Annotated in this window: 21 protein-coding genes; 8 read left to right on the top strand and 13 right to left on the bottom strand. The window is 71.3% G+C overall.

Going from position 1 to position 25294, the window contains the following annotated elements; genetic code table 11:
- Positions 1–80 precede the first annotated feature (80 nt).
- A complete protein-coding gene (locus OP04_RS04515) occupies positions 81–2102 on the top strand; it encodes a S8 family serine peptidase (RefSeq protein ID WP_051797084.1) in 2022 nt (673 codons plus the stop codon).
- A gap of 8 nt (positions 2103–2110) precedes the next feature.
- Here OP04_RS04515 and OP04_RS52955 read toward each other — a convergent pair whose 3' ends face one another.
- Positions 2111–2272 (bottom strand): hypothetical protein, encoded by a 162-nt coding sequence (locus OP04_RS52955; protein ID WP_157239284.1) that lies wholly within the window; start codon positions 2270–2272, stop codon positions 2111–2113.
- On the opposite strand from OP04_RS52955, the gene OP04_RS04520 reads away from it, so the two are divergent.
- Positions 2223–2882 carry an alpha/beta fold hydrolase gene (locus OP04_RS04520; RefSeq protein ID WP_051797085.1) on the top strand — a complete coding sequence of 220 codons (660 nt, stop codon included), beginning with the start codon at positions 2223–2225 and terminating at the stop codon, positions 2880–2882. The two genes, OP04_RS52955 and OP04_RS04520, sit on opposite strands and share 50 nt — an antisense overlap.
- Before the next feature lie 389 nt (positions 2883–3271).
- Here OP04_RS04520 and OP04_RS04525 read toward each other — a convergent pair whose 3' ends face one another.
- The 3 genes from OP04_RS04525 to OP04_RS04535 form a co-directional block, all read right to left on the bottom strand.
- Positions 3272–4153 (bottom strand): phosphotransferase enzyme family protein, encoded by an 882-nt coding sequence (locus tag OP04_RS04525; RefSeq protein ID WP_198153715.1) that lies wholly within the window; start codon positions 4151–4153, stop codon positions 3272–3274.
- A 137-nt stretch (positions 4154–4290) separates the two neighbouring features.
- Complete coding sequence (locus OP04_RS04530) at positions 4291–5739, bottom strand: MDR family MFS transporter (protein WP_033338217.1); 1449 nt, start codon at positions 5737–5739, stop codon at positions 4291–4293.
- Positions 5736–7169: an MFS transporter gene (locus OP04_RS04535; protein ID WP_033338218.1), complete on the bottom strand. Its 1434-nt coding sequence runs from the start codon at positions 7167–7169 to the stop codon at positions 5736–5738. Before OP04_RS04535 ends, OP04_RS04530 begins: the two co-directional genes overlap by 4 nt.
- Before the next feature lie 218 nt (positions 7170–7387).
- Between OP04_RS04535 and OP04_RS04540 the strand changes: the two genes are divergently transcribed.
- Both OP04_RS04540 and OP04_RS04545 read left to right on the top strand, forming a co-directional pair.
- On the top strand, positions 7388–8356 hold the full coding sequence (locus OP04_RS04540; protein WP_051797086.1) for an Acg family FMN-binding oxidoreductase: 969 nt from the start codon (positions 7388–7390) through the stop codon (positions 8354–8356).
- Positions 8349–8762, top strand: coding sequence for a hypothetical protein (locus tag OP04_RS04545; RefSeq protein WP_033338219.1), 414 nt, complete (start codon positions 8349–8351; stop codon positions 8760–8762). The genes OP04_RS04540 and OP04_RS04545 overlap by 8 nt, the downstream gene beginning before the upstream one ends.
- On the opposite strand, the gene OP04_RS04550 is transcribed toward OP04_RS04545, so the two are convergent.
- A complete protein-coding gene (locus tag OP04_RS04550) occupies positions 8735–10480 on the bottom strand; it encodes a hypothetical protein (RefSeq protein WP_051797087.1) in 1746 nt (581 codons plus the stop codon). The genes OP04_RS04545 and OP04_RS04550 overlap by 28 nt on opposite strands.
- Positions 10477–12381 carry an ATP-binding protein gene (locus OP04_RS04555; protein WP_198153716.1) on the bottom strand — a complete coding sequence of 635 codons (1905 nt, stop codon included), beginning with the start codon at positions 12379–12381 and terminating at the stop codon, positions 10477–10479. Before OP04_RS04555 ends, OP04_RS04550 begins: the two co-directional genes overlap by 4 nt.
- 148 nt (positions 12382–12529) lie before the next feature.
- On the opposite strand from OP04_RS04555, the gene OP04_RS04560 reads away from it, so the two are divergent.
- Positions 12530–13282: a nucleotidyltransferase domain-containing protein gene (locus tag OP04_RS04560; protein WP_063746539.1), complete on the top strand. Its 753-nt coding sequence runs from the start codon at positions 12530–12532 to the stop codon at positions 13280–13282.
- Between the two features lies 1 nt (position 13283).
- Here the strand turns inward: OP04_RS04560 and OP04_RS04565 are convergent, their stop codons facing one another.
- Positions 13284–13562: a SelT/SelW/SelH family protein gene (locus OP04_RS04565; RefSeq protein WP_033338222.1), complete on the bottom strand. Its 279-nt coding sequence runs from the start codon at positions 13560–13562 to the stop codon at positions 13284–13286.
- Positions 13563–13722: 160 nt separating this feature from the next.
- On the opposite strand from OP04_RS04565, the gene OP04_RS04570 reads away from it, so the two are divergent.
- Entirely contained in the window at positions 13723–16023 is a 2301-nt protein-coding gene (locus OP04_RS04570; protein ID WP_198153717.1) for an immune inhibitor A domain-containing protein, read from the top strand.
- A 322-nt stretch (positions 16024–16345) separates the two neighbouring features.
- Here OP04_RS04570 and OP04_RS04575 read toward each other — a convergent pair whose 3' ends face one another.
- Both OP04_RS04575 and OP04_RS04580 read right to left on the bottom strand, forming a co-directional pair.
- Positions 16346–17356 carry a lysylphosphatidylglycerol synthase transmembrane domain-containing protein gene (locus tag OP04_RS04575; RefSeq protein WP_085066227.1) on the bottom strand — a complete coding sequence of 337 codons (1011 nt, stop codon included), beginning with the start codon at positions 17354–17356 and terminating at the stop codon, positions 16346–16348.
- Positions 17357–17481: 125 nt separating this feature from the next.
- Complete coding sequence (locus tag OP04_RS04580; RefSeq protein ID WP_033338223.1) at positions 17482–18666, bottom strand: cytochrome P450; 1185 nt, start codon at positions 18664–18666, stop codon at positions 17482–17484.
- A 99-nt stretch (positions 18667–18765) separates the two neighbouring features.
- Between OP04_RS04580 and OP04_RS52960 the strand changes: the two genes are divergently transcribed.
- Positions 18766–18912 carry a hypothetical protein gene (locus OP04_RS52960; protein ID WP_157239288.1) on the top strand — a complete coding sequence of 49 codons (147 nt, stop codon included), beginning with the start codon at positions 18766–18768 and terminating at the stop codon, positions 18910–18912.
- 104 nt (positions 18913–19016) lie between these two features.
- Positions 19017–19400: a hypothetical protein gene (locus tag OP04_RS04585; RefSeq protein ID WP_232323475.1), complete on the top strand. Its 384-nt coding sequence runs from the start codon at positions 19017–19019 to the stop codon at positions 19398–19400.
- Positions 19401–20260: 860 nt separating this feature from the next.
- Here the strand turns inward: OP04_RS04585 and OP04_RS04590 are convergent.
- From OP04_RS04590 to OP04_RS04610, 4 genes are read right to left on the bottom strand one after another with little or no spacing between them, the layout of a single operon-like run.
- Positions 20261–21523, bottom strand: coding sequence for an ATP-grasp domain-containing protein (locus tag OP04_RS04590; RefSeq protein WP_033338224.1), 1263 nt, complete (start codon positions 21521–21523; stop codon positions 20261–20263).
- The gene (locus OP04_RS04595) at positions 21520–22509 is read right to left on the bottom strand and encodes a DMT family transporter (RefSeq protein WP_033338225.1); all 990 of its coding nucleotides are present in this window, start codon (positions 22507–22509) and stop codon (positions 21520–21522) included. The genes OP04_RS04590 and OP04_RS04595 overlap by 4 nt, the downstream gene beginning before the upstream one ends.
- Positions 22506–24614, bottom strand: coding sequence for a branched-chain amino acid transaminase (locus OP04_RS54505; RefSeq protein WP_198153718.1), 2109 nt, complete (start codon positions 24612–24614; stop codon positions 22506–22508). Before OP04_RS54505 ends, OP04_RS04595 begins: the two co-directional genes overlap by 4 nt.
- On the bottom strand, positions 24614–25156 hold the full coding sequence (locus tag OP04_RS04610) for a type 2 periplasmic-binding domain-containing protein (RefSeq protein ID WP_033338226.1): 543 nt from the start codon (positions 25154–25156) through the stop codon (positions 24614–24616). Before OP04_RS04610 ends, OP04_RS54505 begins: the two co-directional genes overlap by 1 nt.
- Positions 25157–25294: the final 138 nt, after the last annotated feature.

Genomic DNA, 25294 nt, shown 5'->3' on the forward strand with positions numbered 1-25294 from the left:
AGCGTCCGTCCGCGCATCGCGGCGGACGTCCGAGACAACGGGGAGTCAGATTGTTCGAGATTCACCGGGCTGGTCGCTCGGTGCTGACCGGAATCGCCGTCGCCACCCTGGCGGCGGTCACGGTCGTCTCCGCACCGGGATCCGCCTCCGCAGCACGTCCGGACAACCGGACGATTCCGGGCGGTGTCCGGACCAGCAACGACAGCAGCGTTATCAAGGACAGCTATATCGTGGTGCTGAAGAGCACCGCGGCCGACGGCACCGTCGGTGCCCTGGCCAAGAAGTACGGCGGCACCGTCGAGCGCACGTTCACCAGGGCGCTCAAGGGTTTCTCCGTCACGGCGAGCGCGGAGCAGGCCGGGAAGCTGGCGGCCGCGCCCGAGGTGGCGTACGTCGAGCAGAACCGGACGATCTCTAAGAGCGCGGACACCACCCAGCTCAACGTACCGTCCTGGGGTCTGGACCGTCTGGACCAGATCTTCGCGCCGCTCAACAAGCGGTACACGTACCCGAACACGGCGAGCAACGTCCGCGCGTACGTGATCGACTCCGGCATCCGCGTCTCGCACACCGAGTTCGGCGGCCGGGCGAGCAACGGCTACGACTTCGTCGACAACGACGCGGTGGCGAACGACTGTGACGGGCACGGCACGCACGTGGCCGGCACGATCGGCGGCACCACGTACGGCGTCGCCAAGGAGGTCGGCCTGGTCGGTGTGCGCGTCCTCGACTGCCAGGGCCTCGGCACGGTCGCGAACGCCATCGCCGGCGTCGAATGGGTCACCGCGAACGCGGTGAAGCCCGCCGTGGTGAACATGAGCCTCGGCGTGGAGGCCAGCGACGCGCTCGACGCGGCCGTGAACGCCTCCATCGCCTCCGGCCTGTCCTACTCGGTCGCGGCCGGCAACAACTGGGACAACGCCTGCGACTACTCGCCGTCGCGGGTCCCGGACGCGATCACCGTGGGCGCCACCGACGAGGTCGACTACCGCACGTCCGACTCGAACTTCGGCAGCTGCGTGGACATCTTCGCGCCGGGTAACCACATCCCGTCGTCCGTGGCCACCAGCGACACCGCGATCGGGAAGCTCAGCGGCACGTCGATGGCGAGCCCGCACGTCGCGGGCGCGGCAGCCCTGGCGCTCTCGGCCAACCCGGCCCTGACACCGGTGCAGGTCCGCAACGCGCTCGTCTTCGGCGGCACCCGCCGGGTCGTACGCAACGTGGCCGCCTACGCCGGCACCGCGGACGTGATCCTGCGCATCGGTACGAACGTGGTGCCGCAGGTGACCGGCCTGCGGTCGCTGACCAACGGCAAGAACGTGTCGGTCGGCGCCAACGGCAACAGCCCGCTGCAGCCGCTCTCCGCGCCGGCCACCATGGGCGACCTGGAGAAGTTCACCACCGCCGCGGCCGGGACCGGCTACATCACGTTCGGTTCGTGGGTCAACGGCAGGTACGTCAGCGCCACGAACGCCGGCAACGGCCCGCTCATCGCGAACGCGACCACGGTCACGGACGCCGAGCGGTTCCAGCCGGTGACGAACAGCGACGGCACGGTCAGCCTGATCTCCAAGCTGAACGGCAAGTACGTGACGGTGCCGAACAGCGGCAACAGCCCGCTGATCGCCAGCGCGACCACGATCGGCGGCGCGGAGAAGTTCATCTGGGCCTCACCGTCCGCGGTCGTCGTGCTCCGCGCGGCCGTCAACGACAAGATCGTGACCGCGCCGAACAACGCCGCGACCGCGCTCATCGCCAGCAGCACCACGACCGCGCCGGCGAACCCCGAGAAGTTCGACATGCTGGACCTCGGCGCGGACAGGGTCGCGTTCCGCTCGCAGGCCAACCGGCAGTACGTGACGTCCCCGTCGAACGGCGTCCAGCCGCTCATCGCGAACAGCACGACGGCCGGCGATCCGCAGACGTTCTACTACTACCACCTCGGTGACGGGTCGCTCGCGTTCCAGACCGTCGTCACCGGCAACCTGTGGCAGGCCGCGGACAACGGCAACTCGCCGCTGATCGCGAACTTCCCGCCGCTGGACCCGACCTCGTACCCGCAGACGCGGTTCTACTACGAGGTCCTGAAGGTCGGCTGAGTCCTGCATCAGTGAGACGGGCCGCCGGGACGGCGGCCCGTCTCCATCAGGTGGGCCTCCACCACGGCCATCGCGGCGTCGTGGGACAGCGCCCCGATCAGCACCGGCAGCCCGTTCACGGTGCTGCTGCGCGGGCGCGGGACCCGGCCGCCCTGCACCATCCACGACATGGCCGGCGACGGGCCGGCCGTGATGTCCGCGCTCGGCTGGGACTCCGCGCACCTGTGCAGCACCTCGATGGGCAGCGGCATCGCGCTCGCCACCGCCATCCTGCACCCGGGCCGCGTCCGCACGGTCACGGCCACGATGGGCGGCCCGATGCGCCGCCGTGACGCGCTGCGCTTCGTGCGGTTCGGCTTCTTCGCGCGCGCGGCCCGGATCCGGCATCCCGCGACCGGCGAGGGCGCGGTCCGCACCATGGTCGACCTGACCCGCATGCTGGCCACGCCACACGCGCCGTTCGACGAGGAGTGGGCGCGGGCCACCGCCGCGATCAGTCACGCTCGGGCGCCACACGACCCCGGCAGCACGCAGCGGCAGGCCGCGGCGGGCCTCAGTCCGGGCCCGCTCAGTGCCCGCCTCGGCGAGATCACCGCGCCGACGCTGCTCCTGAACGGCGCCGACGACCCGCTCATCCGCCCATCGGCCGGCGCCGCCCTGGCCCGCCGGGTTCCCGGCGCGCGAGCGGTCATCCTGCCCCGCATGGGCCACCTCATCCAGCAGCACCTGTGGACACCACTGGCCGACGCGGTCGCGGCGCAGGCCGCACTCAGGCCGTGAGCCCACCGTCCACAGTGACCGTCGCGCCCTCGGGACCGTCCAGGAGCGGCACCGCAGCCGCGATCCCGGCCTGCGCGGCACAGTGCCCGAGCGCGGCTCACCCCGGCGATGTCAGCTTCGCGGGGATCGTGGGCCTGAGGGCGCGGCGACCAGCAGCACTGCTACCCATGGCCACCGCCATCCGCGACGGGAGCGGCTCCACCGCCGGCCCGGCTATCCGGTGTCGTATACCGGCGGCGCGGCCACCGGCACCGTCGCGCGCGTGCGTCGGTCGAGGTAGATCACTCCGGCGACGGCGGCCACGGTCGCGACCAGCGACGGCGGCCCATCGCGCGGCACACGCCTCCGGAGCTGTCACACCGGCACGACAGGGCCGATCTTGAGGTGCCTCAGCGGCCGAGGCCGGTCTTCCGGTCCAGGAGGGCGGAGTGCTTGCTGAGGTGGGCCACCTGCCAGGCCAGGTCCGGCGGCGGGCCCGGGACGGCCGGCGTCTGTGCGACGCCGATGAAGAGCCAGGCGTGGAAGGCCGGCCGGATCGCGTGCCATTCGAGATCCGACAGCGGGCGGACCTCGTCGTAACCGCGCAGCACCTCGTCCTGGTAGCCGCGCCAGGACAGCGCGAAATCGGCGACCTGGAGCGTGAAGTGGGTGCCCTCGAAGTCGACGAGGCCGGTCAGGCGGCCGTCGGTGGCGTCGAAGAGGAGGTTCCACGGTGCGAAGTCGCCGTGGATGACGCTGTGCGGAAGCGTGTCGACGGGGTGATCGGCGAACCAGGCAGCGGTCGACTCCCGGCATTTCCGCAGCGCGGCGCCCTCGGCCGGGTGGGTGCGTTCGTAGACGCGGAGCCGGTGGTCCAGCGCCGGATCCGCGACGACCTCGGCCGGACCGGTGAAGCCGCGGCGCTGAGCGGTGATGCCGGTGGCGGTGGCGGAGGCGTGCAGCTCGGCGAGGAGGCGGCCGCGGGCGCGCTGGTCGGCGGGCGGGTCCGCGCCGCCCTGCCGCACGGACCGTCCGGGCAACCGATGAAACAAGGCCCAGGCCCCATGGGGTACGACGATGGGCTCCTCGACCGGCTCCGGCGTCGGCCAGCCCTGCGCGCGGAGCGCGTCCGCGACCCGCAGCGTGTAGGGCCAGTCGGGAAAGGTGGCATCGTCGAGGTACTTGACCACCATCGAGGTGCCGTCCCGGGTGGCCGCCCAGGTGCCGCTCTCCCGGTGGCCCAGCGCCGGTCCGGCCGTCAGCCTCCAGCGGGCCAGGACTTCGGGATCCACTTCGCGCATTGTGTGACGGTACGGCGTCGGGAGCGAGAGCGCGCTGGGTGGTTGTGGAGCGGCGGGAACGGCGCACGCCCGCTGCCGGGCCCCGATGGGCACGGCAGCGGGCGTCCGGCCACGCGGCCGTACCCTCGTCAGCTGATTGTGATCTTTTGGGGTTCGGGGAGGTCGATGCTGGTGCGGAGCGTGACGGGCTTCAGGAGGAGGGCGGCGAGGACGCCGAGGAGCGCTACGCCGGCGGAGATCAGGAAGATGAGGCCGATCGCGTCGCCGTAGGCCGTGGCGGGGGCGGTGCCGGCGGCCGGCGAGGTGGTGACCTGGCGGGCCAGGACGGCGCCGAGGACCGTGACGCCGATGGTGCCGCCGAGGGAGCGGAAGAACGCGACCGTGGAGCTGGCCGCGCCGATGTCCTTGAGCGGGACCGCGTTCTGGACGACGAGGACCAGGTTCTGCATGGTCATGCCGACGCCGGCGCCGACCAGCAGCATGGGGGCGGCCAGCAGCCAGACCGGCAGGTCCGGGTCGGTGAGCAGGCCGAGGCCGACGAAGCCGAGCGTCAGGGAGATCGCGCCGGTCAGGATGAACGGCTTGATGGTGCCGATGCGGCTGATCAGGCGGCCGGCGATGATCGACGAGAGCAGGATGCCGAGCATCATCGGGATGGTGAGCAGGCCGGAGACGGTCGGGGTGTTGCCGCGGGCGGTCTGGAAGTACTGGCTGAGGAAGACCGCGGCGCCGAACATGGCGGTGCCGGCGGCCAGGCTGCCGAGGATGGCGAGCGCGGTGGTGCGCTGCCGGACGATGCCGAGCGGGACGACCGGTTCGGCGGCGCGCGACTCGACCAGGATGAACAGGCCGATCAGCACGACGCCGCCGCCGACCATGGCCGCGGTCTGCCAGGACGCCCAGTCGAACGCGTCGCCGACGAACGAGATCCAGATGAGCAGCACGCTCACCGCCGCGGTGACCAGCGTCGCGCCCAGGTAGTCGATCCTCACGGAGTCCCGCTTCACGACCGGCAGCTTCAGCGTGGCCTGCAGAAGGACGAAGGCGATGACGGCGAAGGGTACGCCGATGAAGTGGCACCACCGCCAGCCGAGCCAGGACGTGTCCACGATGACGCCGCCGAGCAGCGGGCCGCCGACCGTGGAGATCGCGGTCACGCCGGAGATGTAGGCGGCGTACTTCCCGCGCTCCCGCGGGCTGATCATCGCGCCGATCGCGATCTGGACCAGCGCCTGCAGCCCGCCCACGCCGACACCCTGCAGCGCCCGCGCGGCGATCAGCTGGCCCGCGTCCTGGCTGAATCCGGCCGCGATCGAGCCGAGCGCGAACACCACGATCGCGGCCTGGACCATGGCCTTCTTGCTGAACAGGTCCGCGAGCTTGCCCCAGATCGGGGTGGACGCGGTCGCGGTGAGCAGCGTGGCGGTGACCACCCAGGTGTACTGCGTCTGGGTGCCGCCGAGCGCGCCGATCATCTGCGGCAGCGCGGTGGAGACGACGGTGCTGGCCAGCGTGCCGACGAACAGCGCGAGCAGCAGTCCGCTCAGCGCTTCGAGGATCTTCCGGTCGGCCTTCATTCCGGGATCGCCGCGTCCGCGAGGTGGGCGTGCTTCGGGATGAGCAGCGCCAGCAGCGCCGCCGTGATCGCGGAGCCGGCGCAGATCGCGAACAGCAGCCGGTACGCGCCGAGCGACGGCAGCGCGTGCCCGCCCAGATCCATGGTCATCGCGGCCAGCAGCGCGCCGCCGATCGCGCTGGCCAGCGAGCTGCCGACGCTGCGGAACAGCGCGTTGAGCCCGTTCGCGGCGGCCAGCTCCGACCGCGGCGCGGCGTGGATGATCAGTCCGGGCATGGCCGCGTAGGCGATGCCGGTGCCCGCACCCGCGATCGTGGCGCCCAGCACCACCTCCCAGAGGCTGCCGGTGAGCCAGATCCGGGACAGAAAGCCACCAGCAATGATCGAAGAGCCGACGATCAGCGCGGTACGGGCCGGGATGCGCGCGGAGAACGGCGACAGCACCAGCATGATCAGGCCGCCCGGGAGCATGCACAGGCCACCGACCAGCACGGACGCACCGAAGCCGTATCCGGTTGCGACCGGCGCCTGCACGTAGGACGCGGTGCCGATCAGCGTGGCGAACAGCGCGAAGCCCACGAACAGGCTGGCCAGGTTCGTCAGCAGCAGCGACGGGCGCGCGGTGGTCCGCACGTCCACCAGCGGGGACGTGGTCCTCAGCTCGACCGCGACGAAGACGGCGATCAGCACGACGGCCGCGACGAGCAGGCCGATCGTGAGCGGGTCGGTCCAGCCCCAGCGTGCGCCCTGGGCCAGCGGCAGCAGCAGCGCGAGCATGGCGGCGCCGAGCAGCACCGTGCCGGGGAGGTCCATGGTGCCGTGCGCGGTCCGCTCCGGCTCCGGGACCATGGCGAGGATCGCGGGGATGACCAGCACGCCGCCGGCCACGCAGACCCAGAAGAGCAGGTGGTAGTCCGCGTACTCCGCGATCAGGCCCGCGGTCGGCAGGCCGAGCGCGCCACCGACGCCGAGCATGGCGCTGATCAGCGCGATCCCGGCCCCCGCGTGCTCCTTCGGCAGGATCACGCCGACCAGGCTGATGCTCAGCGGCACCGTGGCCACGGACAGGCCGACGATCGACCGGCCCACGATCATCGCGGCCAGGCTGTCCGACAGCGCGCAGACCAGCGAGCCGGCGACCAGCGCGGACAGCGCGATCAGCACCATCAGCCGCGAGCCGTAGAGGTCACCGAGCCGGCCGAACGCCGGGACCGCGACGGCGCCGACCAGCAGCGTCGAGGTGAGCACCCAGGCGATGCCGTCGCTGCCGGCGTGCAGTTCCACCGCAAGATCGGACATCACGGGTACGAGCAGCGACTGGGTCAGCGACACCAGCAGCGCGCCGAGGCCGATCACCAGCAGTACCGTGAGCTGACGCCCGGTCCAGCGGTGTTTCTGCTGTTCAGGGGGTGCGGCGACGGCGTTAGTCATGCGTTGTCTCCTTCGTGGCACATTCTGCCATGAGGCAGAGCCTGCCACTTTTGTGTGTCCGGGGAGGGCCGGTGAGATCGGGGTCACGGGTCCTTCGCCCCTGGGGCGGCGTCCTTCCGAGGGCGAGGGTGGCGGGGACGGGTTCGTTCGCGGGCGGGCGTGGCGGAGATGGGTTCGTTCGCGGGCGGGTGTGATGCGGGGGACGAGGGAGGCAGACCATGACGGTGACGGCGGAACGGGCGTCCACGCTGGACATGCCGGCGGCCGCGCCCGGATGGCTGACCGCCGCGATCGCGGCGCCGTCCGTGCACAACACGCAGCCCTGGCGGTTCGAGGTCGACGGCACGGAGATCCGCGTGCTCGCCGACCACAGCCGCCGCCTCGAGGTCATCGACCCGGACGGCCGCCAGCTGCTGATGAGCGTCGCCGCGGCCGCGTTCAACCTGCGGCTCGCGATCCGGGCACACGGGCGGGTGCCGTCGCATCGCGCGATGCCGTCCCCCGGCGTGGTGCTCGCGGTCTCGCCCGCGGCCAACAGCCGCCCGCGCGCGAGCGTGCTCCGGCTGCGCGGCGCCGTCAGCGCCCGGCACACCAGCCGTGCCCCGTTCACGGACATCGCACCGTCACGCGGCGCGCTCCGGGAGATGTTCGCGGCCGCAAGCATCGAGGGCGCGGAGCTGTCCGTCTGCCCGCCGCTCACCCGCGACTCGCTGCTCACACTGACCCGGGTCGCCTCGGAGCGACTGCTGATGTCCAGCGCCTACCGCGACGAGATGGCCGCCTGGACCGGCGGCGGCCGCTTCGACGGGGTACCGGACTCCGCGCTCGGCCCCCGGGACGCGCGGCAGCGCATCGCCGGGCGCTGGACCGGCCACGGCAGGCCGGTAATGTTCGAATCCGCGCCGACGATCGCGGTGCTGACCACCGCGGTCGACAGCCCGCGCGCGTGGGTGGACGCGGGCCAGGCGCTGCAGCGGGTGCTGCTGACCGCGTCCGTGTACGGGCTGTCGGCCCAGTTCCTCAACCAGGCGCTGGAGGTGACCGAGCTGAGGGCGCGGGTGAACGCACGGTTCGGCGGCCGGTTCACGCAGGCCGTGCTGCGCATCGGCTACCCGACCGCGGCCCCGGAGGGGACACCCCGGCGCCCGGTCCCGGACCTGCTCGACCAGAATGGTAGACGTGGCTGAGCAGTATCTGACGGCGTACGCGGTGGAGCCCTCGGCGGTGGCCGGAGCATCGCCGGTGGGCAAGGCGACGCTGCCCGGCCGGCACTGGGACGAGCTGACACCCGCGTTCCGGGCGTGGCGGTTGACCGCGCTCGCCGACCTGTGGTCCCGTCCCTGGCCGTTCGATGGCGACGACGACCCCTGGCCCTTCCCGATGTACGCCGATCCGGACCAGGTCGAGCGCATCTCCGCCGAGCTGGCCGCCTTCGACGTCGATCGCGTCCACGAGGAGTACGACCTCCTGCCCAGCGGCGACGACGACGCAGAAGAGGTCGCGTGGCTGCTGGAGGACCGCTTTCCGGACTGGCTGGCGACGGCCCGCAAGGCCGGCCGGGGCCTCTACGTGCTCAGGGACGGTGGCAAGTAGATGTCCTCCGCTGCCAGGCGTGGCCACCATCGGCGCACGTCGTCGGCGGCGCGAAGACATTCATCGACGGCCGCATCGCCGCCGGCGCGATGCAGAATCGTCAGTGCGGCGGCGGCTGTATAGAGACACGTGTCCAGGTCGGTTCCGTCCCAGCAACGGCGCAGGATGTCCATCTCGGCAGGGCCGGGCGTGCCGGGCCAGAGGTGCAGGGCCTGGCGGACCAGCGCGCGGCGGCCGTAGCAGTGCGTCGGGTCGGCGAGCACCATGGACATGGCGTGATCCCGGGCCTCGCCCGTCAGGTAGAGCGCAATGCTGCCGAGAACCTGTTGCCGTGGGTACGGCGCCAGTTCGGCACCGAGCGCGGTGAGTCCGTCCATGACCGTCTGCCGGGGCACCAACCGAATGATCTCCTCCAGACCGTAGGGCCTGCCGTTCTCCCGGCGGACCTCCGCCACGATCGTGGCGGTCCTGGCGAGCGCCGGAGGCGGAATAAGCTTGGCGACACGCAGGGCGAGGCGTTCTGCATTCGTTGCCTCGACCTCCGCGAGCGTGCTCTCGACCGTGACAGCCTCGCGCAGAACGGCGGACCGATCCGCTGCCGGCACGGCGGTGGCTACGCTTGCCAGCGCAAACGCTCGTTCGTACGGCTTGCGAACGGATCGTGCGTGCCGGAGCGCCTCCTCCAGCAACGCGACACGCTGCAGCGGAGACGCGAATGCCGCGGCCTGGATCAGCGACCAGTAGAGGACTCCGGGCGCTTCCGGCGATCGGGCGGTCTCCACGGCCGCCGCCACGACCCTGTGCAGCACCGGCGGTTGAACTTCCTGGGAGAGGACCCGCAAGGCGTACGGTCGGCCGGCATCGATCGGCGTATTGAGCGCCAGCGCGAAGACATCCCGGTGCAGACGGTCACGGCTGTCCGGGTCCAGGGCGCGCGCGATGCACAGTAGCGCATCGACCCGGTCTGTCGGCACCGCGATCCGCCAGGCGTTCTCCAGAGCGTCGGACAGCAGCGCGCCGGGGTTCTCAGCACCGTCCAGCGCGGCGGCGGCGCCGAGCAGATGCGCCCGGCCGCACTCGTCAGTTATCGACTGGGCCGCCGCCAGCGCCCGGCTGACAAGCTCGGGCGGCAACCGATCCGCGATCTGACCGAGCACCCGCGCGCGGAGCACGTCGGCAGGTAACCGGGCCACCTCGTCCAGGACGCGGGGCAGCAGATCCGGCGGTCCCACCTCGACGAGCGCCAGCAGAGGCGACTCTCGCAACTCGGCATCCATGAGCCCCGCCACCAGCGTGAGGGCAGCTGCCCTCTGCGGCGCCGCCAGCTGTGGGATGACGGTCTCGAGGAAGGCCGCCCGCGCCGGCTCGTGCTGGATGCGCCTGGCGGTCTTGAGCAGGTCGCTGGAGTCCGCTCCGATGGAGGCGCACCCCAGCGCCTCCGCCCCGGAGCGCTTCTCACCGTCGGGCAACGTCGGGAGCAGCGCGAAAATCTCCGCGGCCACTGCGGTCCGCCGCTCCTGTGACGCGACGATGCAGATGCCGGCCAAGGCCCAGAGCCGGTCCAGCGGGTCCGTGCACGTCCGTGCCGAGGCGATCACCTCGTCTGCCAGCCAGCCCTGGTCGGCCGGAGCGGAGTGTGTTGCGACCGTGGTCAGCGCAGATGCACGGCAGGCCGGATCCTCGACGGAATGCGCCGCACGGAGTGCCTCGGCGATCACCGCCGGTCGCTCGGCTTCGGATAGGACGTCACTGACCGCCGCAAGCGCCCTGACACGGTGATCTCCGGCCTCGATCGCGCGGGCGACGGTGAGAAGCCGGTCGGAGGATGTCCCGGATCGTGGGTGCGGCGGCCGAGGCCGAGCGCCTCGCGTAGCACCTCCGCGCGTTCGTCCTCGGAGGTGAGGGCCGCAACGCGCGTCAGGATGTCGACCCGGTCGATGTCGTGCAGCAGGTTCCGGCTGTGGGCAACGGCTCGCCGTGCGCTCCACATGCCGTGCCGGACCAGCGCTTCCACCAGTTCGGCCGGGATGCTGTTGGCGAGCGACCGTACCGCGCCCGCCATGACGGCGTACCGGAGTTCCCTGCCCAGGCCGGTGGTGGTCTGTCCCGCGGCGAGCGCCGTGTCGGTCTGCCGCACCGCGGCCCGCGCGGCTCGTGCGAGGTCGGAAAGGTAGTCCGAGATGGTCCCGGCACGGTCGTGCGCCGCCCACCAGACGTTGACCGAACCGGACTCCGCGACCAGCAGCGTGTGCAGGTCGGCGAACCGTTTCTGCCGTTCGAGGTGATGGGCGAGATTCCGCAGCGGGTATCCGTCGTGCATGCCGCCCGCCGCCGGATCGCCGGCCAGCACCGGCAACCCTGCCGCAAGGCCGCCGAACGCGGACAGATACAGCTCCACGATCCGCCCATGAGCGGCCTGGCACCGGGATGCCAGCATTTCCGCCTGCCAGTTGTCCCTTCCCGCGCCGCCGTGGAGAAACTCGCGAAGGCTGACGTGGTAGATGCCGTATCGGCTCAGGCCGTCGGCACCGGCGGTCGCGGTCAGGAAGGGGCGCAGCACCTCTCCGCACAGGCGCTCCACCACCGACAGCGAGTCGATGTCCGCCATGGCACCGAGCACACGGAGCGGCAGTGGCTCGGTTGCGGCCGCGAGGGTGGCGAGAAGCCGGAGCCGGGCACTGTCATCGGGGGCGGCCGGCCGCGGACCGAGCGCCTTTTGGTAGTACGACGCGAGATCGGTGGGGATCCGGTCAAGCGCTCCGGGATCGCGTAGCCCGAGTCGTACCTCGTCCAGGATGTAGCGCAGCAGGACCCAGACGCCACCACACCGATCCATGAGCCCCGAGACGAAGGCGTCACCGTCCGCATTCCCGAGCGCGTCCCGGATCAGGGGGTCGGTCTCGACCGTCTCATCCAGGAAGAGGCGCATGTCCGCGAGGTTCTTCGGGTCGGTCAGGTTGATGGTGGTGCGTTCCCAGGGAAGACGCAGGCCCAGCAGCGGGCTTCCACTGCGGCAGGTGACCACGAAGATCGCCCCGCGGGGCGGCCTGACGGGCAGGCCGAGCGGTAGGTCGCCGTCGAACGTCTCGGCTTCGTCGAGGCCGTCGACCAGGATCACGAGCTTATGGCCATGATCGTGCGCGATCGAGGCCGCGGCGCGTACCACCTGCTCGAACCATCCCGGCTCGCCCGCTGCTTCCGGCAGGACACCACCGGGCGCGAACCGGTCGGACAGGCGGTAGCCGGCGATGAGCTGAGCGGCCAGGTTGCGCAGCGCGGTCTGGGCTATGCGGCCCTTCGCCCGGCGCGTGAAATGGCAGGGCCACCCGCGGGTCTCGGCCAGGTGCGCGGCGAGCATGGTCTTGCCGATGCCGGCGGGCCCTTGGACGACGACATACCCGCGGTCGTGGCGGTCGATGAATCGGTCGATGCGGCGGAGCAGCCACTCGCGACCGGCGAACCGGCCGACCTCGACCTCGTCGAAGACCGGGCCCGGGTCGAGCCACACGTCGCGCAGGCGCGCGAAACGGCCGCCGAACATGTCTCCGGTGATGATCTCCCGCCCGTCGGGCAGGGCTCCGGTCGTGTCGCGATTCCCCCGGTCGCTGCCCTCCGCCATGCTGTACCCCCGGCGCATAGAGTGCCGATGACCACACCGATCGTAATCCGGCTGGCTCGCCCGCGGCGGCCCCCGTGTCCGGTGACCTGCCGCGCGAGTGGCCGGGAAATTCGGCGCGGATGTCGTACCCCCGTGGTGGGATCTGGGGGTGGATGAGGAGTGGCTGGGGGAGATCGCGGGGCGGCTGGCGGCCGTCGGTGGCGTGGAGGCGGTGGTGCTGGGCGGGAGCCGGGCGCGGGGGACGCATCGGCCCGACTCGGACTGGGATCTGGGGCTGTACTACCGGGATGACCTCGACGTCGATCATCTGCGGCGGCTCGCGGCGGAGGTGACCGGGCACCCGACCGACGTCACCGCGCGCGGCGGCTGGGGGCCCTGGGTGGACGGTGGTGGCTGGCTGACCGTGGGCGGGGCGCGGGTCGACTGGATCTACCGCGATCTCGCCCGCGTGGAGCGGATCCGGCGCGACTGCGAGGACGGCCGGTTCGAGATCGGGTTCCAGCCGGGGCATCCGCTGGGGTTCTACTCGCACACCTATGCGGGCGAGGCCGCGCTCTGCCGCCCGCTGAGCGGCGACACCACCGGCTTCACGAGAAGCTATCCGCCCGCGCTGGGGGACGCGCTGGTCGCCGGCCTCTGGGAGGCCGACTTCATGATCACGCTCGCGGGGAAGGTGGAGGATCCGGTCTACCGGGCCGGCTGCCTGTTCCGGCTGGTCGGCGTCCTGTGCCAGGCCATGCACGGGCGCGCCGGCCGATGGCTGATCAACGAGAAGGGCATGGTGGAGTCCGCTGCCTCGCTGCCGGTGGCGCCGCCGGGGTTCCTCGACGAGGCACGCGCGGCCGTGCACGATCTGGAAAGGGCGAAAAAGCTGGTCGAGAGGGTACGGGAAAGGCTCTGAGTCAGCGCTTGTCCGAGTGCCCGAGGCTCATGTCCGGTGCAATCCGGTCGCGCACCAATTGCTTCAATTCGGTCAGCTCCGGGTGGCCCTGCGATGCGCGCGACCAGATGGTCTCGCCGTTGAGCCGGACGTCGAACACGCCGCCCGTGCCCGGGATCAGCGCGACCTCGCCCAGCCGCAGCTGGAACGTGGTGAGCAGCTCCTGCGCGGTCCACGCGGCGCGCAACAGCCACCGGCACTGGGTGCAGTACTCGATTTCCAGCCTCGGTTCCCGTGTCACGCCTGAAAGTATCGCCGGGCGAATCGTCCCGTGGGGCCCGGAATGACGCGGGTCACGGTGACCGATCGGGAATGGAGACCTTTGCATGTCTGAATCACGGGTGTAACGTGCGGCCGAGATTGTGCTCCCAGTCTCGTCACATGGGGAAGGAGTCCCCCTCTTGCACGGTCAGATCAGAACCGTTCTTGCGGGCGCTACCGCGGCCGCGACGGTCACGATGTTCCTGACAATTCCCGCCATCAGCGCCACCGCCTCACCCCCGGCCGCGGACAGCGAGCCGAGGCAGCCGGTCAAGGCGGACAATCTGGAGCATCCGCTCGGCGAGTCGTACCAGGCCGCGCGCGAGGAAGCGCTCACCAAGCTGCTCAGCGGCGAGGTCAGCGCGGAGCAGCGCAACGGCTCCGAGGTGGTGCGGCTCGGCGGGAACCGCTGGGTCGAGGTGAAGCAGAAGACCAAGACCGACCCGGTGCTCACGTTCCTGGTCGAGTTCGGCACGCAGACGCTGCCGCAGACCGGCGGCACACCCGGCCCGCTGCACAACCAGATCGCCGCTCCTGACCGGGTGCTCGACGGTCAGCCGACGGACGACAACAGCACGCTGTGGGTGTCCGACTTCAGCCGCACCTATTACCAGGAGCTCCTCTTCAGCACGAAGAAGGAGTCGATGACCACGTTCTACACCGCGCAGTCCGGCGGGAAGTACACGGTCGGCGGCGAGGTGTCCAACTGGGTGGGCGTGCCGTACAACGAGGCGCGCTACGGCAGCAACACCTGGGAGGGCGGCGAGGGCTACCAGGACTTCGTCAAGGACTCCGCCACCGCGTGGTATCAGGCGCAGGTCGCGGCCGGTCAGACGCCGGCCCAGATCAAGGCGAGTCTCGCGAAGTACGACGTCTGGGACCGTTACGACTTCGACGGTGACGGCGACTTCAACGAGCCCGACGGTTACATCGACCACTTCCAGGCCATCCACGCCGGTGAGGGCGAGGAGGCCGGCGGCGGCGACCAGGGCGGCGACGCGATCTGGTCCCACCGTGGCTACACCTACCAGGGCGACTACGGCCAGTCCGGACCGGGCACGAACCTGCTCGGTGGCGTCCCGATCGGTGACAGCGGCTTCTGGATCGGCGACTACACCACGGAGCCGGAGAACGGCGGCCTCGGCGTCTTCGCCCACGAGTACGGGCACGACCTCGGTCTGCCCGACCTCTACGACACGCAGGGCGGCGACAACGGCACCGCCTTCTGGTCGCTGATGTCCGGCGGATCGTGGCTGTCCCACGACCCGACCAACATCGGCTCCACGCCCGGCTTCATGGGCGCGTGGGAGAAGCTGTTCCTCGGCTGGCTCGACTACACCACGGTGAAACCGGGCCAGAAGAAGACGGTCGTGCTCGGTCAGGCCTCGGACGCGAAGGGTCTGCTCCCGCAGGCCGTCGTGGTCCCGTTGCCCGACCAGACCGTCGTCACCGAGTACAACACCCCGCACTCCGGGCAGTACGAGTGGTGGAGCGGCTCGGCCAACGACCTCAACACCATGCTCACCCGCACGCTCGATCTCACGTCCGCGACCAGCGCGTCGCTGACGGCCAAGGCGCAGTACGAGATCGAGACCGGCTACGACTACCTGTACGCGGAGGTCTCCACGGACGGTGGCAGTCGCTGGACGAGGCTCGGGACGCCGGTCACCGGCTCCACCGAGGGGGAGTGGGTCGACCTGACCTACGACCTGAGCACGTATGTCGGGAAGACCGTGCAGTTCCGCTACCGCTACCAGACCGACGGCGGCGTGCACTTCGCCGGCGTCTTCCTGGACGACCTGTCGCTGCTGGTCAACGGCACCGCCGCCTGGACCGACGACGTCGAGTCCGCCACCTCCGCCTGGACCGCGCGCGGTGGTTTCGCGCGCTTCACCGGCACGGAGACGCGGATCGCGCCGCGGTACTACATCGCGGAGTGGCGCACGTACTCCGGCTACGACAAGGGTCTCAAGACCGGGCCGTACAACTTCGGCTGGAACAGCACGCAGCCGCTGCGTGTGGAGAAGTTCCCGTACCAGGACGGCCTGCTGGTCTGGTACGTGAACGACGCGTTCCAGGACAACGACACCATCAACCACCCCGGTGGCGGATGGGTCCTCCCGGTCGACGCGCGGCCGGCCCCGATCGTGTTCCCGGACGGCGTGCGGCTGGGCAACCGCCGCCAGCCGTTCGACGCCACGTTCGGCGTGCAGCGCACCGACCAGGTCACGTTCCACCGCAACGGCACACCGCTCGTCGTGCCCGCGCGCCCGGCCGTGACCACGTTCGACGACTCCGACCCGAACCGTTACTGGTCGACGGCGAACCCGTTGAGCTCGGTCCAGGTCGCCGGACTCGGCGTGAAGATCCAGGTCCTCACCGAGTGGAACCTGATCGCCCCGTTCACGGTGCTCACGGTTACCTCACCGAAGCAGAAGTGATCACGCGGGCCGCCGGGGGATTCGTTCCCCGGCGGCCCGTTTTCTCAAAGCCGGATATTCCCGCTCACGCCGTGGTCACCCTCCGCGTGCTCCCGCGGGCCGGCGGATCCGTGGCTGGTCACCGGAAAACCCGCCCGCGCCGTTTCACGGCGCGCCGGCGCTCTCCGGCCCGCGGGCGGGCTCGCGTTCGGTTTCCCGCTCGGTCTTCCGCTCGCGCAGCATCGCCAGCAGTCCGGGGAAGCGTTTCAGCACCGGACCTCAACGCCGAAGCTCGGTAAGCGACGAAATGATGCGGCGGTTCGGCCGTGGCCGGGGTGCGGTGCTAGCGGCGGCGGATCATCAGGGCTGCTATGCCGCCGGCGGGGATGAGGAGCCAGCAGGAGATGACGCGGTAGATGAGGACGGCGGCGGTGGCGGTGATGGCGGTGGCGCCGGCGGTGGTCAGGCCCGCGACCAGCGCGGTCTCGATGACGCCGATGCCACCGGGGGTGAGCGGGACCTGCCGGACGATCTGGACGCCCAGGTAGATGGTGGCGAGCGTGATCAGGCTGATCTGCAGGCCGAGCGCGCGCGTGCAGGCGATCAGGCAGAGCAGGTCGGTGAGGCGGTTGACGGCGGAGTAGCCGACCACGGCGGCCCAGTCGCGGATGCGCAGGCCGGCGCCGGCGTGCCAGGCGGCGCGCGCGGTGAGCAGCAGGCCGTGGACGTAGCGGGGGACGCGGCCGGACGGCGGGACACGGTCGAGCAGGTCGCGGGACGGGCGGCGGCGGCCGAGCGCGACCAGCGTGGCGACGATCGCGACCAGGCCGGCGACGACCGCGAGCGGGCGCCAGTTGAGCGTGGTCGCGGAGTTGTGCGTGAGCAGCGCGGCGGCGCCGCCGGTGTAGAGCAGCGTGAGGCCGCCGATGGAGGCGAGACCGGAGACGATCGCGCAGACCGTGCCGATCTCGCTGGGGACGCCGGCCCTGTTGTACTCGCGGATCGCGTAACCGGTGGAGACGGCGGGGCCGGCCGGCACGGAGATCGAGATGGCGTTGCGGGCCAGGATGATCGCGAAGAGGCGGCGTTTGCGGATCGACGCGCCCATCGCGGTCATCAGGTGCCGCTCCTGGAACGCGAAGCACGCCAGCGACACGATCTGGAGCACGACCGCGCCCAGGATCCAGCCCCAGTGCGCGCCGCCGAGCGCGTCCGTGAACGCGCGCGGGTCCGGCAGTTTGCCACGCAGCCCGATGGCCGCCAGGAGTAGCACCGAGGCCGCGACCGCGGCGAGCCGGACCCACCGACTCCGCCAGGTAGCCGACTTTCTCGGCACTACCGGAATTTCCGACATTTCCGGAATGGTGTCCGAAGGCGACGGAGTGTGTGCGGTCGACGACATTGCATGATCCTCGCAAACAGTGGGGCCGCTGGCACCCTCACCGTCGTCAAGCTCACGTTGATCGTCGTTGCCCCTGCTCACGGGCCTGCGGGCGCCAGGGTCACCGGCAGCGACTCGTAGGAGGGGATCAGCACCCGCCGCCGGTACCGCCGGCCCCGGATCGTCCACGACCGCCCGGACCCGGCCACCATCCGCAGTAGACCGCCGATCTCCGCGCGGGCCAGCGGCGCGCCCAGGCACAGGTGCCGTCCCGCGCCGAACCAGAGTTGCCGTTGTTCCGGCAGGTAACCGCGGTCGAGCGAGAAGCCGCCCACCCGGTTGTTGGCCGCGTGCGTCAGGATCAGCACCCGCTCCCCGGCGCGCAGCGTCCGGCCGGCGATCGTCACGTCCGCCGTCACCGAGCGCCCGATCGCGGCCGCGGGCGTGGTCACGCGCAGCCCCTCCCGTACCGCGTCGGGGATCAGCTCTTGATCCTTCAGCACGTCGTGTTGTGCACCGGTGTCGTGCAACAGCGCCACGATGCGCGCCATCGCGCTCGCGGCGGTCTCGGTGCCGGCCACCATCAGCAGCGTCGACAGCCCCTGCGCGTGCTGCTGCTCCACGCCCAGCTCACGGCACCGGCCGAGCACCGTGGTCGGCGGCGCGGTGCGGAACGCCTCCGGCACGTTCGCGGTGAGGCGGGCGACGATCTCCCGGCCGCGCGTGATCGTCGACGGCGCCAGGTGTGTGCTGGTCGACGCATGCAGGGCCAGCGTGGCCAGCTGCTCGCCGGTCGCGAAGATCTCCCGGTACGACTGATCCGTCCCGGCCGTGTGCAGATGAAGCAGGTCCGCGACGATCCGGCCGACCAGCACGCGCGCCAGGTCCGCCACGTCGACGGTCCGGCCCGCCGCGAGGTCCGCGCCGGCCTCGGCCAGCCGAGGCCCGAGCACGCGGTCCGCCAGGCGCTTCGCGCTCTCCTCCGTGAACAGGTCGCGCGTCTGTTTCCGCAGGCTGTGATGCCCCGGACCGTCGAACACGTCGTTCACCCAGTCGCCGAGCAGCTGCGCCCACATGTGGCCGACGCCGCCCTCGCCGAGCAGGTTGAAGTGTGCCGGATCGTTCAGGATCGTGCGCGCGGTGACCGGATCGGCGACCACCCAGCCGAGCCGCGGCACCTTCCGCAGCGGCGTGGCCAGCCGGCCCGCGGTCAGCAACAGCGGCAGTGCCGGGCGCGCCGCGCCGATCACCCGCCACTCGTGCAGGCCAGCCCTATCGATCATGTGGGCATCCTGTCAGAGCGCCACAACATCGAGGTTCCCATCAGGTGAGCAGCGGGGGTGCCGATCGGTGCGGGCCACGCCCCCTGTCTGGAGGTACCCATGGATCCTGCCCTGATCGTCAACACGATCTCGTCGTGGACCGGCGGATTCGTCAACCTGATGACCTCGCTGCCGGTCGCCGTCTGGATCTGTCCCGCGCTGCTCTTCGCCGGCGGCATGCTCGGCCGGCTCGCCTCACGCGGCTGACCTGCACTGGAACCGCTCCCAGTGCGAACCGGCCGTACCCCCGCTAGGCTCTCGATCGACGCAAATCGACCCGCGTCGTCGGCCGTGCGGAGGACGGCACCCTCATGATCCTGATGTCCCTGCTGCTCGACTTCGCCAACATCCTCGGCGGATTCCTGCTCGCCATAGCCCTGCTCCGCCGCCTCCCGCGCGTCGGTGACGACCTCTCCCGCTTCGCCGGCCGGCTCGGCGCGTTCGGCTGGATCGTCGGCGTCGTCGCGCTGGTCACCGGCGGTTTCTACCTGATCGTCCACCTCTTCTCCGGCCCCCAGGTCTTCCACTTCGAGATCATCGGCATCTGCGTCGGCGTCCTGCTGCTCTGGGACCGGCTGACCGGCCGACGCTCGCTCGCCCACCCCGACGCGTCCGCCGGCCTCGGCCTCATCCTCGCCATCTTCGGCATCATCGCGATCGTCGTCGGCATCCAGGGCATCCTCACTCCGGGCTGATCCTGAGTTTCCCGGAGCGATACCAGGACCCTGGTCCTGAGGTTCTCGCGTGGGTGACCTGCCGCCGCTCAGCGAAGATCCAGATCCAGATCATTTTCCCGCTTCCGGCGTGGTGCGGCCCGCATGCTCCCGCGGGCCAACCTCGCTTCGCACCAAGACTTCGCTGACGCTCCGCTTGCCGCTGCTCTCGGAGCCGGTTCGCGCGGCCTGGCCTACAAGCACGCGATTCCCGCCGTGCGCGCGATGATCGACGCGCGTCGCCTGCCGGCCGCGTCCCGAAATGATCGTTGTTGCGCTCACTGTCGTCTCAGCCCCCGGAAAGGACAGCGAGCGCAACAACGATCATTGCCCTCCGTCGGATGCCAGCTATATATCGATATTTCGGGCGCACCAGCGTCCGGCGTGGCGGAGGTAGTCGCGCGGGGTGGTGGGGCAGTCGTCCGGTGTGGCGGGGGTGTTCGCGCGGCGGGGTGGAGGTAGTCGCGCGGCGAGGCGGTGGTAGTCGCGCGGCGAGGTACGGGCGGTCGGGCGGCGTGGCGGGGGTGTTCGCGCGGCGAGGTGGAGGTGGTCGCGCGGCGAGGTACGGGCGGCGTGGCGGGGTGGTCGCGCGGCGTGGCGGGGTGGTCGCGCGGCGAGGTGCGGGCGGTCGGGCGGCGTGGCGGGGGTGTTCGCGCGGCGAGGCGGAGGCGGTTGCCCGGCGCGGCGGAGGTGGGCGCGGACAGGTTTTGGTGTGAACCCGCCCAGTGCGGGACCGGTGCCCGCGGGAGCATGCGGACCGCAACCACCGCGAAGTGGGAAAATCAGTTTTTGATCTTTGCCCTTTCCTCTGATCTTGATCTTCGGGTGGTGAGGGTGCGGGGTCAGCGGGCGTAGCGGACGGTAATGGAGTCGTCGAGGTGCTGGTGGAAGGCTTCGAGGGCGGCCGCGGTGGGGTGGACGGACAGGATGAAGGCGGGGTAGCCGGAGAACTCGGGGTAGGCGCGGACCTCGTCGCCGGGGAACAGGAACTGGGCGACGTGGCGGACGGCGGGGTGGGTGGCGGCTTCGGCGAGGCCGTCGATGGAGGCGATCCGTCCGGTGCCGCCGGTCTGGACGATGTAGTTGCCCGCGTGCGCGATCATCGGAGGCTCGCCGGCGGTCGCGGACGGCGTGCCGATGTGTGCCGGCAGCGGCGGTAGAGAGATCGGCGGACGGCCGATGGCGGCGCGGATGGACTCGGCGGCCAGGTCGATGCCGGCGGACTCGGCGACGATGAAGTGGGAGACGCCGGAGCCGCCGATGCGCGCGCCCACGTCGAACACGAACGGCGTCTCACCGTCGCGCAGCCGCAGCTCCGTGTGGACCGGGCCCGTCGAGATGCCGAGCGCCGCGTTAGCCAGCGCGGCCTCCGCGACGATCGCCGCAAGCACGTCGTCGCGCAGCACGGCCGGGGCGCGGTAGACGCCCTCCTCGAAGTACGGCCCCTTGGGCTCACCTTTGAAACCCACAGAAAGCACGTGGGTACGCCCCGCGTGCACAAAACTCTCGACCGCGTACTCCGCGCCCGCGACGAACTCCTCGACCACGGTCCCGCGCGCCGCCGCCGAGGCCGGCAGCTGCTGTGCCGCGACCGCCTCGACCTGGCGCAACGCGGCGGGCAGTTCGTCCGGGTGATCGACGCGGACCACGCCCAGGCTGGAGAACCCGGCCGCGGGCTTGACCACGACCGGAAAGCGCAGCCGCGCGGCCCGATCGGTCGCGCCACCGGGCAGCACGGTCGCATATCCGGGTGTGTTCGCCCCCGCCGCGGCCAGGCTCTCACGCAGCGCGCGCTTGTCGACGGCCCGGCGGGCGGCGTCCTCGGACACGCCGGGCAGGCCCAGCGCGGCGGCGGCGCGGGCGGCGAACGGGACGGCCGGGTCGTACATGGTCAGGATGCCGTCCGGGCGCCGGTCCGCGAGCGCGGCCAGCAGCGTGTCCGGGTCGGTGAGCGCGTCCCCGATCAGCACCTCCGTGGCGGGCGGGGCGGTGGTGTCGCCGGGACGCGGGATGAAGAGCAGATCGACGCCCTCGCGTTCCGCGGCCTCGAAGATCCAGGGGAGGCCGACACGGTGGTGCAGGAGCGCGAGGAGTGGACGGGTCACTGAGCTTCCTTCGACCGAGACGACGGAGACGACGGGGACGACCGAGACGGCGGAGACGTCGTGCGGACGGTGATCAGGACGCCGGTGGCGGCCAGCGCGAACAGGGCCAGCTCGCCCAGCCCGAAGAACGGCGCCGAGCCCAGCGCCCACTCCGCGCCCCGGATCAGGAACGGCACGCAGACCGCCACCGAGTTGGTGAACAACGGCCCGCGCAGCAGCACCAGCTCGTGCGAGACGAAGAAGACCGGCGCGGTGAACACCACGCCGAGCAGCAGCAGCGCGGGCAACTGGTCGAGCGGCAGCCGCAGCCCGCCGGGGACCAGTGCGGCCAGGACCAGCAGCAGCACGGTGGCGACGCCGGTGATCGCGGGCAGCGACGCGATCGCGGGCAGGTCGCCCATCCAGACGCGGTAGGAGTAGCCGTAGACCGCGTACGCGATCGTGCCGCAGAGCGCGAGCGCGACGCCGGTGATGACCGTGCCCTCGCCCGTGTAGGTCAGACCGGGCGGCGTGCCGTGCCGCAGCCCGTACGCCAGCGCGGCCCCGACCGCGAGCACCACGCCGGCCAGTTTCGCCGCACGCAGCCGCTCGCCGAACGCGGCCAGGCCGACCAGGAACGTGACGCACGGCAGCAACCCGACCACCATGCCGGTCGCGGCCGCGCCGATCCGGGCGATGCCGAGCATGGTGCCGGCGTAGTAGAGCAGGAAGCCGAACACGGCCAGCAGCACGACGGCCCGCACCCGCCCGGTGGCAATCCCGGCCGCGGCGCGGGTGACCGGGCGGGCCAGCACGATCAGCGTGAGCGCGGCGAACGTGGCGGCGGTGCGGACCGCGGCGACGGTCAGCGGCGGCACCTCGCGCACCAGCAGGCCGGAGAGGAACCAGCCCGCGGTGAGCAGGCCGACCATGATCACGGTCAGCACGGTCACCCGGACCGGTGAGGCGGCCGTGGCGGGGGCCGCCACGGCCGGTCGGGTCGTCACAGTTCGGCCACTCCAAACGTCAGCGCGGGCACGTCGGGACGGTACGCGCGCAGGATCTCCTGGTCCTCGGTGAACGCGTACTTGTCGCCCTCCGCACCCTCCGGAAGGTAACGACGCACGAACGCCTTGGCCTCGGCACGATACGCGTCATCGTCCACAATGGTGCGCTCGATGACCAGGATCTCCTCGACCAGCTCGCGCAGCGCCGGGTACACCTCGGACAACGACATGCGCAGCCGTCCGTCACCGGTGCGGGTGATCACGCCCTGCTCGCGCAGCCGGCTGTAGAGCAGCACGCCGGTGCCGGAGTCGAACACCTTCTCCGGCCGCTCGTCCAGCGGGTAGCGGAAGATGCGCTCCAGCAGCACCATCGCGACCTGCTCGTCCGCGAGCGGCAGCTTCGCGTCCACACAGGCGAGGATGGTCTGGCAGTCGACCTTGATCTCCTCCAGCAGGCCGACGAACCAGTTCAGCTTGACCGCGATGTGCTCGTCGAACGGCCGCGGCCCCTGATGGTGGAAGTAGTCGTGCAGGTAGCCCCAGACCGCGCGCGCCTCGTAGCAGTCCGCCGGGGACAGGCCCTCGGACGAGGTGATCATCGAGTCGGGCGCGAGCGCGGCGCGGGCGGCCGGGATCGCGAACGTCTCGTGGATGCGCCGGAACTTGTTGAAGAAGAACACCGCGAACAGCTGCCGGTCCGGCTTCTGCCGGGCCGGGATGTTCTCCGGGAAGAACACCAGGCAGTTCCCGGTGGACGCGCCGCCGCTGCCGGTGAGCAGGACAGTGGACTGGCACACGTTCTTCGGGTGCGGGTAGGCCTCGGACATCGCGGCCAGGTGCCGCGGCTCCTGCCGGCGGACCGCGAACGCCTCGAACCCGTGCCAGACCGGCGGCTGGCTGTTCGTCATCAGGACCGGGCCGATGAAGACCAGCAGCCCGCCGTCCTCCGGCGGGACGATCGCGTCCCGGGTGCGGTCGAACTCCGGCTTCGTGTCCAGGCCGGCCTCGATCCATCCGGCGATGTCCGCCCGCAGCGCGTGAGCCTGACCGTGCAGGCCCAGCTCGTCCAGCACCTCGCCGCCGACGCGGGCGATCTCCTCGGCCGCGGCGCGGTGCTCCGGGCCCGGCTCCGGGACGGAGCCGTTGCGGGCCTGGTGCGCGCGGAACCGGTCGACCAGCGGAATGACCCGGTCGTCGAGCAGTCGGACGGCGTGTTCCACGGTTTCCTCTTCCCCAGGAGCGGTTTCTCGGACCAGTCGGTCGTAGGCGGACATCAGCGCGCGGGTGACCGGCCCCGGCGTGAACTCGCGGTCGTCGACGCGGCGGACCGGCTGCACCTCGTACGCCGTACCGGTCAGGAACACCTCGTCGGCGCGCCCCAGCTCGGCCGGCGGGATCCGCCGCTCGTGCACCGGGAGGCCCAGCCCGGCCGCGAGCCCGAGGACGGTCTGCCGCGTGATGCCGGCCAGGAACCCGTCGCAGACCGGCGTGTGCAGCGCGCCGTCGATGACCAGGAACAGGTTGGCGCCGGTGGCCTCGCCCAGGTCGCCGGCGTGGCTGAGCAGCAGCGCGTCGTCGAAGCCGGCCGTCTCCGCCTCCCGGCGGGCCAGCGTGCCGATCTCGTAGACGCCGGACGCCTTCGCCCGCCACGGCGCGGTGCCGGGCATCGGGCGCCGCCACCGGCTGGTGCCGAGCGTGATGCCGGCCTCCCGGGCGCCGTCCGCGAACACGCTCGGCCACGTCCAGGCCGCGATCGCCACGTGCACGCGCCCGCCGCCGGTGATGGACAGGCTGTCGCTGTCACACCAGGCGATCGGCCGTACGTACCCGTCGGTGATCCCGTTCGCGACCAGCACCTCCTGCGCGGCCGCGTCCAGCGTGGCGACGTCGAACGGCAGCGTGAAGCCCAGGTGCGCGGCCGAGGCGTGCAGCCGCTCGTGGTGCGCGGTCAGCGCGAAGACCCGGCCGTCGTACGCACGCGCGCCCTCGAAGACCGCGCTCGCGTAGTGCAGGCCGTGGCTGAGCACGTGCAGCGTCGCGTCGCGCCACGGCAACAGCGCGCCGTCCTGCCAGATCCAGCCGTCCCGGTCGGTGATCGACGGCATCAGGCCGCCGTCGCCACGGCGGCACGCACCGGGACGTGGAGGGTGAAGCCCATCTGCACCGGCCCGAAGTCCTCGACCAGCGTGAGGCCGTGCGCCTTGACCGCGGGCAGCGTGCTGATGCACCCGTCCGTAAGACCGGCCGCGCACTCGCGGGCCGCCTGCGAGTTGCTGGTGGTCAGCTTCTTCGTCATGCCGGACGGGACCAGGCTCTGCGGCGCCGGGTGGGTGGCGACCGTGCCGGGCCTGCTGCCGTCGCGCGAGGCCAGCACCATGTTGAACGTCGGCATCAGGAACTGGTCGGCCAGCGTGATGCGGTGCAGGTTCTCGAAGACGAGGTTGTGCAGGTCCGGATAGACCACGCAGCCGAGCAGCGCGGCGTGCCCGTCCATCGGCATCGCCTCGAGCGCGTCCTCGAGCGTGGCGTGCAGGTGCACCGTGCCGGTGGAGACACCGGAGCGGCGGAACCACTCCTCGGCCGCCCGCTCACAGTTGGTGCCGGTCGGGCCGAGCGTGAAAATGTCCGTGACGGCGTCGGTGCGCATTGTTCTCCCCCGCTGAGTCTGGGCACGATAAATCCGACGGCGATCGACGCCGACGGGGTGAGGACTGCGCGCGGCAGTGACACGGCTTGTGGCCGCAACGCATTTACCGTAGCCGCTCGGTAATCAAACGGCTACCCC

It is taken from the genome of Catenuloplanes japonicus (assembly GCF_000717135.1).
GTDB lineage: Bacteria > Actinomycetota > Actinomycetes > Mycobacteriales > Micromonosporaceae > Catenuloplanes > Catenuloplanes japonicus.